The sequence below is a fragment of the Sphingorhabdus sp. genome (genome assembly GCF_044354325.1).
In the GTDB taxonomy this organism is placed as follows: Bacteria; Pseudomonadota; Alphaproteobacteria; order Sphingomonadales; family Sphingomonadaceae; genus Sphingorhabdus_B.
In genome coordinates, this window is sequence record NZ_JBILAF010000057.1 from 1 (window position 1) to 12883 (window position 12883).

Below are 12883 nucleotides of genomic sequence, written 5' to 3' on the forward strand. Positions count from 1 at the left end.
GATTCGCGTTCGCAACCAATCCAGTCACGACCCAAACGGCGCGCCACGGCGCCAGTTGTGCCTGTACCGAAAAACGGATCAAGCACGACGTCGCCGGGTTTCGTGCAGGCCAGCAATATGCGGTACAGCAGAGCCTCTGGCTTTTGCGTTGGGTGCGCCTTGGTGCCATTGCGCTTCAACCGTTCCTGTCCGCCGCAAATGGGGATCAACCAGTCAGAACGCATCTGAAGTTCATCGTTCAACGTCTTCATTGCGCGATAGTTGAATGTGTATTTTGACTTCTCGCTTTTCGATGCCCAGATTAACGTCTCATGCGCGTTGGTGAAACGCGTACCTTTGAAATTGGGCATCGGATTGGACTTGCGCCAGACGATATCGTTCAAAATCCAGTATCCGGCGTCTTGCACAGCGGTGCCGACGCGGAAAATGTTATGATAGCTGCCAATCACCCACAATGAACCATCTGGTTTTAAAATGCGGCGCGCCTCGGCAAGCCATTCGCGGGTGAACTTGTCGTAAATGGCAAAGCTGGCAAACTTGTCCCATTCGTCATTTACGGCGTCGACCTTGCTGTTGTCAGGACGCAGCAAATCCCCGCCGAGTTGAAGGTTATAGGGCGGGTCCGCGAACACCATGTCGATGGAGCAATCGGGCAACGAACGCATGGCTTCGATGCAGTCCATCCGCAAAATCTGGTTCCGCGGCAGGTCATGGACCTCAACCGGCTTCGACTTTACTGCTGGCCTGATTTTCTCGATGACGCCCACGGCTCACTCCTCAAAACTGAATGACACTGCGATGAGTCAGCGCGGGGGTAAGGTCAAGGACGTTCATAACATAAGGAATCGTGGCGAGTCGCACGATCCGGGGCAATTTAGATGGAACGAAAGGAGTCCGGCACAAGATATGGAGTCTGGCGATTCCAACGGGACTCAACCGGTAGTGGTGTTGCCCGAATGACTCACTGACCAAAAAAAACTCACAGCAAAAGCATTTGTGACACGGGCGCGAAGCTTTTGCGGTGCAGCGGCGTTGGTCCGTGCAAACGCAAAGCGGCCAAATGGTCCGGGGTTCCGTACCCCTTGTTCCGTTCCCAACCATAATGTTGATGCTGCTGCGCCGCTTCACACATCATCCGGTCACGATGTTCTTTCGCGATGATGGACGCCGCAGAAATGCATGGCTCAAGGGCATCGCCGCCGACAATGGCCCGTGCATTCCACCGCCATTCGGGCCGACGGCCGGACGGCGTCATATTGCCATCGACAAGCACTTCCGTTGGGTCGCTCCCAATTTTAGCGCACAAGCCCTCAACCGCGCGTGTCATGGCCAACATCGTCGCGCCGAATATGTTCAACCGGTCGATGTCATCAACATCCACAATGCCCACCGCCCACTGGCACCGGCGTTTGATGGTTTCTTCCAGCTCGCCACGGCGCGCGGCGCTGAGTTTCTTGCTGTCATCCAATCCAGACGGGCGCGGCTTGCATAATAATACCGCGGCAGCCACCACTGGCCCCGCAAGTGGCCCGCGCCCTGCCTCATCAACACCGAAAATCATATGCGCCAGGCCGGATATCGGCGGTTCTCGCCCGCATGGTACAAGCATACCATATTCCCGGCAGGATCAAGCAACCGCGCCTCGCGCCAACCCCAGCTTTCGTCCTGCGGCATCTGTTCGAAAACATATCCTTGGCTGGCAAGCTCAGTTACCCACGCATCCAACCGCTTGCTTTCAAAATACACCACAGTCGATGTCGCGCAGTCATCATTTTGATGGATCGAAAAGGTAACGCCATTGGGCATTTCAAACCGCGCATAGCCGTTGTCGGGGCTATCGACGATCTGTTGAAGGCCAAGCGCTTTGTAAAAATCGACGGAGGCCGCATAATTGCGGCAACCAACGGTGACGTGATTGAGCGACGGCCCGGCAACCATCGCATCTTCGCGCACGGCTTGGTGCCCCATCGGCCCGTGACCTTGGCCAAGCCCAGGCGCGTCGAGCAGCGCCAAGCGCACGAACACACGCGCACGTTCAATGGCAGGGATGAGTTCCATTCCCTGCCCCAAGCCCGTCGCAATGGCTGTGGCCAAGGTGCAACCCGTTCCGTGGGTACTGCGTGTTTCAATCCGCGCGTCACTCCAGCTTTCGCTTTGACCCGGCGCGAGATGCAGTTCGTCCACAATCTGGTCGCCATCCGCATGCCCACCTTTGATAAGCAAAGATATGCGCCGCTCCAGCAAGCTATCCTTCCCGCCGAGCGCCTGCAGCTCGGGCAGGTTGGGCGTCGTCAGTGTCGCAATTCCCATAAGGCGCTCAAAAGCTGAGATGGTATCGGCATCGGCCAGAACAGCGCCACTGGTCGCCACCATGACAGGGTCGAATATGATGGGACATGACAGCTCCGAAAGACTGTCCGCAACGGCATGTGCCGTGGCCGCATTTCCAATCATCCCGATTTTTACTGCATCCACGCCAATATCACTCACGACGGCCGCGATCTGGTCAATGACCATCTGTGTTGGCACCATATGCACTGCATCGACACCCAGCGTGTTCTGCGCAGTGATTGCGGTAATCGCTGTCATCGCATGCCCGCCGAGCATGGTTACCGTCTTAATATCCGCCTGAATACCAGCGCCTCCGCCGCTGTCGGACCCAGCGATTATCAGTATGCGCGCGGGTGTGTTGTGAGACATCAGCCCGCAGCCGCCCTCACAGCGTCGCATATGCCGTCAACGATGCGCTCGACTTGTGCCGCGTCGTCTCCCTCCGCCATCACGCGGATGACGGGTTCGGTGCCCGACGGGCGGATGACGAGCCTGCCCGTGCCGGCCAATTCGGCTTCAGCATCGGCGATAACCTTCTGGACATGGACATCATCCAGCGGCTTTCCGCCCGAAAAGCGCACATTCTTCAAAAGCTGCGGCACCGGATCGAACAGATGCAGCACTTCACTGGCGGGCTTCCCGCTCTCGACGAGCTGCGCCAATACTTGAAGCGCAGCAATCGTGCCGTCGCCAGTTGTCGCGTGATCCAAAAGGATCATATGCCCCGATTGTTCGCCACCGACGTTGATACCATGCTTGCGCATTTCTTCGAGAACGTAGCGGTCACCGACTTTTGCGCGGATGAGCTTTAATTGCTGGCTCTCCAAATAGCGCTCTAGTCCAAGGTTCGACATCACGGTCGCAACGATACCGTCGCCCGTAAGTTTGCCCGCGCGGCGCATGGCACAGCCAAGCAGCGCCATGATCTGGTCACCGTCGACCACTTGGCCATGTTCATCGACAACGATTAATCGGTCGGCATCACCGTCAAGCGCAATTCCAATATCCGCACCCGAAGCAACAACGGTTTCCTGAAGCGTGGCAACATGCGTTGACCCAACCTTGTCGTTGATGTTCTTGCCATTTGGATCAACCCCGATGGAGGTTACTTTGGCCCCCAGCTCCCAAATTGCGGTAGGTGCCACCTGATATGCTGCGCCATTTGCGCAATCGAGCACGACATGCAGGCCATCAAAACGGATATGCTCCGGCACCGACGCCTTCACCGCATGGATATACCGTCCACGGCTGTCTTCGATACGGCGTGCGCGGCCAATATCGGGGGCGTCAGCAAGCGTCAGCTTCTCGCCCAGCAATGCCTCAATCGCCAGTTCGTCCGCATCGGATAATTTATATCCGTCGGGCCCAAACAGCTTGATGCCATTGTCTTCATAAGGATTATGGCTGGCAGAGATCATCACGCCAAGGTCTGCGCGCATCGACCGCGTCAGGAGCGCAACGGCGGGGGTCGGAATCGGGCCGAACTGGACGACATCCATGCCCACGCTGGTAAATCCAGCCACAAGCGCGTTTTCGATCATATAGCCGGACAGGCGCGTATCTTTCCCGATCACGACCCGGTGCTTATGCCCACCGCGCAGGAAGTGCGTGCCTGCCGCCTGGCCGACCTTCATCGCCATTTCCGGTGTCATGGCACCACTATTGGTGCGACCTCTGATACCGTCCGTCCCGAAATATTTACGCGCCATTTTGGTTCCTGCCGTTCTACGGTTCACGTTGTGAATTTCCACGCTGCCAAGCCTCTCCCTTGCATAGGGAGCAACGGGCTGGCAAGACCCGATCCTATGTCAAACGCTACACGTATTCTTATCGCCCTTGTTATTGGCCTTGCCCTCGGCATTTTCGTGACCGCGCAGTTTCCTGCCGCCGGTGAAAAACTGGATTTGATCCTCGATATTGTAGGAACATTATGGCTCAACGGCCTTCGCATGACGGTGGTTCCGTTGGTGGTCGCATTGGTTATCACTGGAATAGTCAAAAGCGCGGAAGCCGCGCGGGCCGGACCGATGGCAGCGCGCACCATCAGCTGGATAGTCGTGATGATGTTCATGTCGGCTGCATTGGGCGCACTGTTGACCCCAATGGTGCTATCGCTTTGGCCCATGCCACAAGAAAGCGCGGCCGCTTTACGGTCGGCGCTGACGGCGGCACCAGCGGTAGCCGAACAACCCAGTTTGCGTGATTTCGTCGTTGCGTTGGTGCCAACCAATCCGATTTCGGCGGCCGCAAGTGACTCCATCTTGCCACTTTTGATTTTCACGCTCGTCTTTGCCTTTGCCGTCACGCGCCTTGCGCAAGAGCCACGCGCGCACATGGCTGGATTTTTCAGCGCGCTTGCAGACGCAATGATCCTCGTCATCGAATGGGTGCTAAAGCTCGCGCCAATCGGCGTTTTTGCGTTGGCATTTGTCGTTGGCGCGCGATCCGGATTGGCCGCGTTGGGCGCCGTTGCCCATTATATCGTCACGGTATCTATAGTCGGTATCATCGTCGGCGCGTTTGCTTATCCAATTGCGGTTTTTGCCGGCAAAGTTCGCTTGCGCGATTTTGCCCGTCAAATTGCTCCCGTCCAAGCCTTCGCCGTATCCACACAATCATCGTTGGCCAGCCTTCCGTTAATGTTGAAGAAATCGGAAGCGTTGGGCGTTCGTGAGTCTACTGCCGGACTAGTCCTCCCAATGGCGGTGGCATTGTTGCGTGCAACTGGCCCTGCAATGAACCTTGCCGTCGCGCTTTATGTTGCAAACTGGTTTGGCATAAAGCTTGACGCGTTCGATTACGGCGCCGCGATTTTCATCGCCGCACTGACCTCAATGGGCGCGGTAAGCCTTCCCGGCACCGTCAGCTTTGTGACCTCAATCGCGCCAATCTGTATAGCACTTGGCATTCCCGTGGAACCACTCGCCTTGTTAATCGCGGTCGAAACGCTGCCGGATATTTTCCGGACAACGGGCAATGTGCAAATGGACGTTGCGCTCGCTACCGTCATTGAAGCCCCCGAAAAGGAAAACGCCCATGCAATATCGTGAACTCGGCCACGGCCTGAAAGTCTCCGCCATTGGCGTCGGTTGTATGCCGATGATCAAGGGCGGCAACATCACTTATGGTCAAGATGCGGATCCCGATGAGGCGATCAAAACGATCCATCGCGCGATCGACATGGGCGTTACCTTTTTCGACACGGCACAGATTTATGGACCGTTCCAGAATGAAGAACTGGTTGGTGAGGCTATCAAAGGCAAACGCGACGGGCTGATTATCGCAAGCAAATTCGGGTTCAAATTTGATGGCGGAAATATCGTCGGCGTGGATGGCTCTGCAACCAATGCAAAATCAGCTGTCGAAGGCACGTTGAAGCGTTTGGGCATCGACTGCCTTGATCTTTATTACCAGCACCGCGTCGACCCTGCTGTCCCCATCGAAGAGACCGTTGGTGCAATGGCGGATTTAATCACCGAAGGCAAAATCAAGCATATCGGGCTATCCGAAGCTGGGCCAGAAACGCTACGCCGTGCAGCGGCTGTTGCGCCGATCTCTGCCCTGCAAAGCGAATATTCGCTGTGGGAACGTGATATCGAAGACGAAATCCTGCCAACCTGCCGCGAACTTGGCATAGGCTTTGTGCCTTATTCACCATTGGGTCGCGGTTTCTTGACCGGTTCGTTCCGTAGCCTTGACGAACTGCCGGACAATGATTGGCGGCGACAAGACCCGCGGTTTCAGGGTGATAACTTTGCTGCCAACCTGGCTATTGTCGACGTCGTGGGTGAAATTGCGGCCAAGCACAACGCATCACATGCGCAAATTGCGCTCGCTTGGATATTGGCGCAAGGCACCGACATTGTACCAATCCCGGGCTTTAAGCGCCGCTTGACAATGGAAGATAGCGCACGCGCGGTTGACGTTACGCTGGATGTGGACGACCTTGCTAAACTGGATTTAGCGGCTCCGCGTGGAGGGACTGCTGGTCCGCGTTACGGTGAACGCGGTATGCGGATGGTTCGGCTTTAAAAGCTGAACCACCGGAACAGGCCAGCGCCAGCGACATTCAAATATGGGTGCGCCCACGTTGCGGCGGCCCAGAGGATTATGCCCGCAATCCAAGGACCGATCCCGACCTGAAACAAGGCAACGGGATGGACGGCGAAATGCGTCCTGCGCAGCCACCCGTCCCATTCTGCGCCCATAAGCTTGCGTTTCTTGATTTCCTGCGCCTTGGAACCCACCAGCGCTAGTAAAACCAAGCTTCCGGCAAAAATGAAATTGTCGATCCGCGGCGCGACCAAGATATGTGCAATTCCCCACAGCGCAAAGCCCCACATCATCGGGTGACGGGTTGCCTTGAAAACGCCAAAGGGTGTTTGCCCCGCCATAGCTTGGGGCACACCCGGCAATGACGGATTGCGAATGAACGATCCGGAAAACAGAACAGCGGCGACCAAAGTCAACACGCTTGCAGCCATCCACACGCCGTCGCTGGCTGGCCACAGCGCATCACCCTTTGGCACACGCCCAAATTCAAAAAGCATCCAGCCAAATGTCGCGAACGAGACGAGCGAATAAAGCCCCAGAAACCCGTTTGCACCGAATCTCCTGACCATATCCGCGCGCCAAGGATGCGACATGAGGAAATGGCTACCGACAAAGCATATCGAAGCGGCAGCCAATAACAAATATTCACGCATAACCTCTACTCCCGCCGCCGAATGTGTTCCCTCAATCGCAGACCATTAAATCAACGATCATATGCCTTTGGCAAATCACCCTCTGTTGGCCGTGCATAACGGTCACGCAGTCGGTTTTGGCGATTGCCCAGCGGCTGCTCAATGCCGTCGATGATCACTGTGGTCGGCGTAGAGGATAGCTCAAGCGGATCGCCATCCCAAACAACGACATCTGCGGCTTTACCGGCCTTGAGGCTACCCAAACGGTCACCAACACCCATGATATCGGCAGGAACCGAGCTAATCGCGGCAAATGCCTCATCCCATGTCAGGCCAGTCGCACCGGGAACGCGTTCAAGGCTCACGATATTGCCTGCATATTGCGTCGTGTACCGCAGCTGGTGCGAATCTCGGTCATTGATCATGCCAATGGCAACCTGCACACCGGCATCTTTCATGCGGCCGATATTGCTCTGCGTTGCCCCCAGCATTTCAAACGATGCGGGCAAGTCGTTCAACGCCGACGCGATAACGGGAATACCCGCTTGTGCCAGTTGCGGTGCAACCCGCCATCCTTCGCTTACCCCGACAAATACCATTTTGATTGATGGGAAGTCGCGTTTCAACTCAATGAGCCGAAGCATATCATTTGCGCCTTCGACATGGATCAAAAGGCGCGTTTCACCGCGAAGCACAGACAACAAGGCCTTGGCGTCCTCTGCCTTCAACAGCTCGTCATCAAAGGTGCCACGCCCAGCTGCGTAATCCTGCGCTTCGCGCAACATCGCGCGAAAATGCAGATGCGTTCCGGCCCGGCTTCCGCCAGCGGCATCCGCGCCATCTTCACCGAATTCGGCAAATTGAAATGCACGTGCCTTGGTAACGGGATTACTATCAGCACCCAGATCCGCAATGGCGCCCTGCCCTGCAAAAATAGAATTGGCGCCTTCAGGTGCAACGACTGCGCGCGTTACGCCGGCAGAACGGTTGACCGCAAATGGCGACTGGAACGGATCAATCGCAGGCGCAACGTCAATGGCTGCGGAAAAACCGCTGCGACCGCCGCTTTTGTCGTTCGTGCCGTTAACGGCATCGACTTCAGCGAGGCCCAAACGGGTGAAGCCAGCGAAAACGCCCGGCGTCACCCATTTGCCCGACGCGTCGATGCGACGTGCGCCCGACGGGACTGCAACACCGGTACCAGCAGCAACGACAACGCCATCGCGGACGACCACAGTGCCACCGTCGATGGGTGCACTACCGTCGCCAATCACAACGCGGCCGCCGGTAATGGCTATGGTTTCAGCCGAAACGGGTGTCGCAAAAGCCGCAAGCGTGGCAGCAGCATAGAGGAAATGCCTCATTTCACATCTCCTTCACCGGGTTGGCCAAGCTCAAAGTCGCTGACCGGACGTATTTTGGGGTTACTTGCATCAAACATCAACGCGCCGTCGATCCAGACCTTGTCAGGACGGGAGTATACGCTGAGCGGATTGCCATTCCACAGCACCAGATCGGCCATTTTACCGGGCTTCAAACTGCCGGTTTTGTCCGATATCCCAAGCGCCTTGGCTGGGTTATATGTCAGCCATTTGATGACTTCCGCATCGCTGATATTAATGCCCATTCTGCGACCATCGGCCTGCGCCTTTGCCGCTTCTTGGTTCAGACGCTGGATCTGGTTTTCATCATCCGAGTGAATGACCACACAAGCGCCCGTGTTGTGCAATATCGCGGCATTTTCAGGGATCGCGTCATAGGCTTCCATCTTGAAGCCCCACCAGTCTGCCCAAACGGCGGAACACACACCATTGTCGCGCAACAAGTCAGCGATCTTGTAGCTTTCAACGGCGTGGTGGAATGTCGAGACCTTGTAGCCAAATTCCTTCGCCATATCGAGAACGAGTGCCATTTCGTCGGCACGGTAGCAGTGGTTCTGGATCGAGATGTCGCCATCCAAAACACCCGCAAGCGTTTCAAGCCCGAGATCACGGGTATATTCCTTACCGCTGTCGCGCCTTTTCTTGTAATCCTGCGCCTTAATCCATGTTTGACGGTTGACGGCAATGTTGCCCATGCGGGTTGAGGGCATGCGCCCCTTGCTGCCATAAACACGCTTCGGGTTTTCGCCGCAGGCCATTTTCATACCGTACGGCGCACCCGGGAACTTCATACCCTGCACCGTGCGCGCATAAACATTCTTCAGGACAACGGAGCGGCCACCCATCAGGTTAGCCGATCCGGGCAGAACCTGAAGCGCAGTAACGCCGCCATTGGCGAGTGCGCGGCTAAAACCTGGATCCTGTGGCCATACGCTGTGCTCCGCCCAAACTTCGGGCGTAATCGGCGATGTCGCTTCGTTCCCGTCGCTATGGGCTTCCACCGATGGCGTAGGATAATCACCAAGATGTGAATGGATATCGATGATGCCCGGCGTCACAAACTTGCCTGCACCGTCAATAACCGCTGTACCCGAAGGTATGGCAGTGTCCGGCCCACCGACGCTGCTAATCTTGCCGCCAGAAATGAAGACGACGCCATTTTCGATTTTCCCGCCTTCGCCATCGTAAATGGTGACATTACGGATGGCGGTAGCAACGCCGGGATATGCCTTATATGTCGACGGGAACGGCACAGGTGCCTTTTCCACCGGCTTTGCAACAGGTGCCGCAGAAACCGTCTTTGGACCTTCTACGTTTGAACAGGCCATAAGAGCCAGCGGCAGCACAAGATATGCGCTGCGCAATGCATTAAACTTTGCCATCACTTAACTCCAGTTTGTGGGGCGAATGCCAGCGGCAGCAGCTTCGCCTGCTTCTGCCTAACCTTCAAGATGTCCGTCATCACGCAAGGTGTCGAGGTGCATCAGTTTCTTGATAAGCGGCGAGATTACGACAACCGCAACACCTACACCAATCGCGATCCAGCCGATTTGGCTATACACAGCCATAACGACTTCGCGGCCAGCACCTTCACCGGATGCAGCTTCGGAACCCGTTGCAGAGGCGATGAGGCCGGCTGCGAAGTTCCCGGTCGCGGATGCGAAGAACCATGTACCCATGATCAACGACGCAAGATGTGCCGGCGCGAGGCGGTTCATGGCGCTGAGCCCCACAGGTGACAGGCACAATTCGCCGGTCGTGTGAAACAGGTAGATGAGGAAAATGAACAACACAGGAACCATGCTGTCCGCGCCCGCAGCTGCAGAACCTGCGACCAGAACGAGGAAACCAATTCCGAGTTGTACAATACCCAAACCGAACTTCGCCGGTGCAGAAGGTTCAAGTCCCTTGCGACCAAGTGCCGTCCAAAGCCACGCAAACAGCGGCGCAAGCAGGACGATGTAAATCGCGTTCAACGACTGGAACACCGATGCGGGCACACCCGCACGATCGACATGGCGGTCCGTAAACAGATTGAGCGACGATCCAGCTTGTTCGAACAAGGCCCAGAACAGGATCGAACCGATGATTAGAAACATCGCCGCAAAAATGCGGTCACGGTCATGTGGTTCAAGCTTGCGAACAGCAGTCCACAAAACATACGCAACCAGAATGGCACCGGCGATGCCAAGCAATGAACCAACGACAGCCTGATTTTGCACCAGCCACCAGCAAGCGGCAACGGCGACCAAGCCGACCAAATACAAAAGCCACTCCAGCTTAAGACCCATCACAGGCTTATTCAAAGCTGCGGGATCAGCGGGTTCGCCGCGTCCAAGCAACAAAGGCTTGAATACGACAAATACAATGAGCCCAAGCAACATACCGACGCCGGCAGCACCAAAACCGTATGACCAGCCATAGGTCTCACCGAGATAACCGCAGAGCAATGCGCCCAGCGCCGCGCCCAAGTTAATGCCCATGTAGAAAATGGTATATGCACCATCGCGACGGACGTCGGTCCGTGGATAGAGCTGCCCAACAATCACGGAAATATTGGCCTTCAAAAAGCCAGATCCCACGATAATGAACGCCAACGCGAGCCAGAAGATGTTCAACGAGGCAGCATCTTGTCCGCCCGTGCCTTCAAAGCCCATGAGCAGATGCCCAAAGGTCAACAATACAGCGCCATATGTCACCGCTTTTCGTTGTCCGAGCCATCGGTCAGCCAAATAGCCGCCCAGTACCGGCGTGATATATACCAAAGCCGTGTACGCGCCATAAATGACGCCCGATTTTTCATCCGAAAACAGCCAATGCTTTGTCAGATAAAAAATCAGCAGTGCGCGCATTCCATAATAGGAAAAGCGCTCCCACATTTCGGCAAAGAATAAGACGAAAAGACCTTTGGGATGGCCAAGGAATGTCCCTGCTGCATCTCCATCTTGCGCATATGATGTCGCCATCGAGCGAAACCCCTCATTTCTGTTATGTTTGATGTTCCACTGAAAGGAACGATTGGCGGTGAACCTACCGAAAAAATTGCGCGTGTGAAGAATTTAATTGCGGATACCGTCAAAATTCGTCGAAGGGAGTGGAATGTTCAACGACCTCTCCTCTGTAACCCGCTATCTCGAAACCCGCCGGTCTGGCAAACCACGCGACATGGTGGAGCCCGGTCCCGACCAGGCCACGCTTAACCGCATATTGCAGACCGCTATGCGCACCCCCGACCATGGCAAGCTATTTCCGTGGCGATTTGTCGAGATCACCGACCGCAGCGCCTTTGCTGAACTCCTCACACATGCATTCACCGCTGCCAATCCCGACGCGCGGTCTGCACAGATTGACGCGGCGGTGTCACCATCGCGCATGGCCCCAACGCTTGTCCTTTTGGTGTACGCGCCCCAGCCAAGCGCAAAAATTCCTGTGTGGGAACAACAACTCAGCGTTGGCGCCGTCGGCATGAACCTGCTGCACGCGGCGCACGCACATGGCTTTGTCGGCAGCTGGATTACCGGGTGGGCGACCTACGACGACAGCGTGCGCAAAGCGATTTGTACCGGCGACGAACAAATTGCCGGGCTATTCTTCATGGGGTCCGCGGCCCTGCCTCTTGAAGAGCGGCCCCGCCCCGACCCCACGCATATCATTCGCCAATGGCCGTAAAAGTGCTGCCTTGACGCGACCTACTGTATTATGGCAGTAAGCACGTGATGAAGAATGACGTAAAACCCGTATATTTGAAATTGCGCGATGTGATTGCCGCCGCCATTTTGGACGGTGCGTATAAGGAAGGCGACATGTTGCCTTCGGTTCGCGCATTTGCTGCTGACCAAGGCGCGAACCCGTTGACGGTCGCTAAAGCCTATCAGCTATTTCAGGACAGCGGGCTCGTGGACGTTAAGCGTGGCGTCGGTTTGTTCGTTGCAACTGGCGCGATTTCAAAACTGCGCAGTTTCGAGCGCGACAATTTCATGCACAATATTTGGCCTGACGTAAAAGCCCAAATGCAGCGTGCCGGTATCGATCCAGCCGAATTACTGGCGCTTAGCTGAATTTTTTACTGCAGCTTTTGGCTGATTCAGTTCCCATCACACATGCAGATGATATTGCTTCATCAGATCGTACAGCGTCGGTCGGCTAATCCCCAGTAGCTTCGCTGCGCTGGAAATATTGCCCTCTGTCCGCGCAACAGCCCGCGTAATCGCCGTGCGGTCGGCGGCCTCGCGCGCCGCCTTCAAGTTGAGTTGCAGATCGTCCGTATCCTCGTCTCCAAGGTCGAGGTCATCCGCCGTGACAAACGCTCCCTCTGCCATGATGACAGCGCGCTTAATGCGGCTTTTAAGTTCGCGGACATTTCCGGGCCAGTTCCACGCATCAATTGCCGCCAACGCGCCGGTCGACATGCCTTTAACCGTCGAGTTCATCTCGCGTGCAAATTTGCTGACGAAATGCTTGGCCAACAAAATTGCGTCCCCCGTG

The 12883-nt window shown here is 56.0% G+C and carries 13 protein-coding genes; 4 read left to right on the forward strand and 9 right to left on the reverse strand.

What is annotated here, in order from left to right; translation table 11 throughout:
* The 4 genes from ACIQ0G_RS06640 to glmM form a co-directional block, all read right to left on the reverse strand.
* The coding region (locus tag ACIQ0G_RS06640) for a DNA-methyltransferase (RefSeq protein ID WP_397577227.1) at positions 1–767 on the reverse strand (767 nt) is incomplete at its 3' end.
* A gap of 212 nt (positions 768–979) precedes the next feature.
* A complete protein-coding gene (locus ACIQ0G_RS06645; protein ID WP_397577228.1) occupies positions 980–1561 on the reverse strand; it encodes a ribonuclease HII in 582 nt (193 codons plus the stop codon).
* Complete coding sequence (thiD, locus tag ACIQ0G_RS06650) at positions 1558–2700, reverse strand: bifunctional hydroxymethylpyrimidine kinase/phosphomethylpyrimidine kinase (RefSeq protein WP_397577229.1); 1143 nt, start codon at positions 2698–2700, stop codon at positions 1558–1560. The genes ACIQ0G_RS06645 and thiD overlap by 4 nt, the downstream gene beginning before the upstream one ends.
* Positions 2700–4040 (reverse strand): phosphoglucosamine mutase, encoded by a 1341-nt coding sequence (glmM, locus tag ACIQ0G_RS06655; protein ID WP_397577230.1) that lies wholly within the window; start codon positions 4038–4040, stop codon positions 2700–2702. Before glmM ends, thiD begins: the two co-directional genes overlap by 1 nt.
* Positions 4041–4136: 96 nt before the next feature.
* On the opposite strand from glmM, the gene ACIQ0G_RS06660 reads away from it, so the two are divergent.
* Positions 4137–5381, forward strand: coding sequence for a dicarboxylate/amino acid:cation symporter (locus ACIQ0G_RS06660; protein ID WP_397577231.1), 1245 nt, complete (start codon positions 4137–4139; stop codon positions 5379–5381).
* Complete coding sequence (locus ACIQ0G_RS06665) at positions 5368–6363, forward strand: aldo/keto reductase (protein ID WP_397577232.1); 996 nt, start codon at positions 5368–5370, stop codon at positions 6361–6363. The genes ACIQ0G_RS06660 and ACIQ0G_RS06665 overlap by 14 nt, the downstream gene beginning before the upstream one ends.
* On the opposite strand, the gene ACIQ0G_RS06670 is transcribed toward ACIQ0G_RS06665, so the two are convergent.
* Genes ACIQ0G_RS06670 through ACIQ0G_RS06685 form a run of 4 tightly spaced genes read right to left on the reverse strand, consistent with a single transcriptional unit; the run spans position 6360 to position 11364 of the window.
* The gene (locus ACIQ0G_RS06670) at positions 6360–7037 is read right to left on the reverse strand and encodes an NnrU family protein (RefSeq protein ID WP_397577233.1); all 678 of its coding nucleotides are present in this window, start codon (positions 7035–7037) and stop codon (positions 6360–6362) included. The two genes, ACIQ0G_RS06665 and ACIQ0G_RS06670, sit on opposite strands and share 4 nt — an antisense overlap.
* A gap of 50 nt (positions 7038–7087) precedes the next feature.
* Positions 7088–8380 (reverse strand): amidohydrolase family protein, encoded by a 1293-nt coding sequence (locus ACIQ0G_RS06675; RefSeq protein WP_397577234.1) that lies wholly within the window; start codon positions 8378–8380, stop codon positions 7088–7090.
* Positions 8377–9780 carry an amidohydrolase gene (locus ACIQ0G_RS06680; protein WP_397577235.1) on the reverse strand — a complete coding sequence of 468 codons (1404 nt, stop codon included), beginning with the start codon at positions 9778–9780 and terminating at the stop codon, positions 8377–8379. Before ACIQ0G_RS06680 ends, ACIQ0G_RS06675 begins: the two co-directional genes overlap by 4 nt.
* Before the next feature lie 57 nt (positions 9781–9837).
* Positions 9838–11364 (reverse strand): peptide MFS transporter, encoded by a 1527-nt coding sequence (locus tag ACIQ0G_RS06685; RefSeq protein WP_397577236.1) that lies wholly within the window; start codon positions 11362–11364, stop codon positions 9838–9840.
* Positions 11365–11497: 133 nt separating this feature from the next.
* On the opposite strand from ACIQ0G_RS06685, the gene ACIQ0G_RS06690 reads away from it, so the two are divergent.
* On the forward strand, positions 11498–12067 hold the full coding sequence (locus ACIQ0G_RS06690; RefSeq protein ID WP_397577237.1) for a nitroreductase: 570 nt from the start codon (positions 11498–11500) through the stop codon (positions 12065–12067).
* Between the two features lie 47 nt (positions 12068–12114).
* A complete protein-coding gene (locus ACIQ0G_RS06695; protein ID WP_333569440.1) occupies positions 12115–12456 on the forward strand; it encodes a GntR family transcriptional regulator in 342 nt (113 codons plus the stop codon).
* Between the two features lie 36 nt (positions 12457–12492).
* Here ACIQ0G_RS06695 and ACIQ0G_RS06700 read toward each other — a convergent pair.
* Positions 12493–12883, reverse strand: a 391-nt coding sequence (locus tag ACIQ0G_RS06700) for a helix-turn-helix domain-containing protein (RefSeq protein ID WP_397577238.1), incomplete at its 5' end; no start/stop codon positions are given.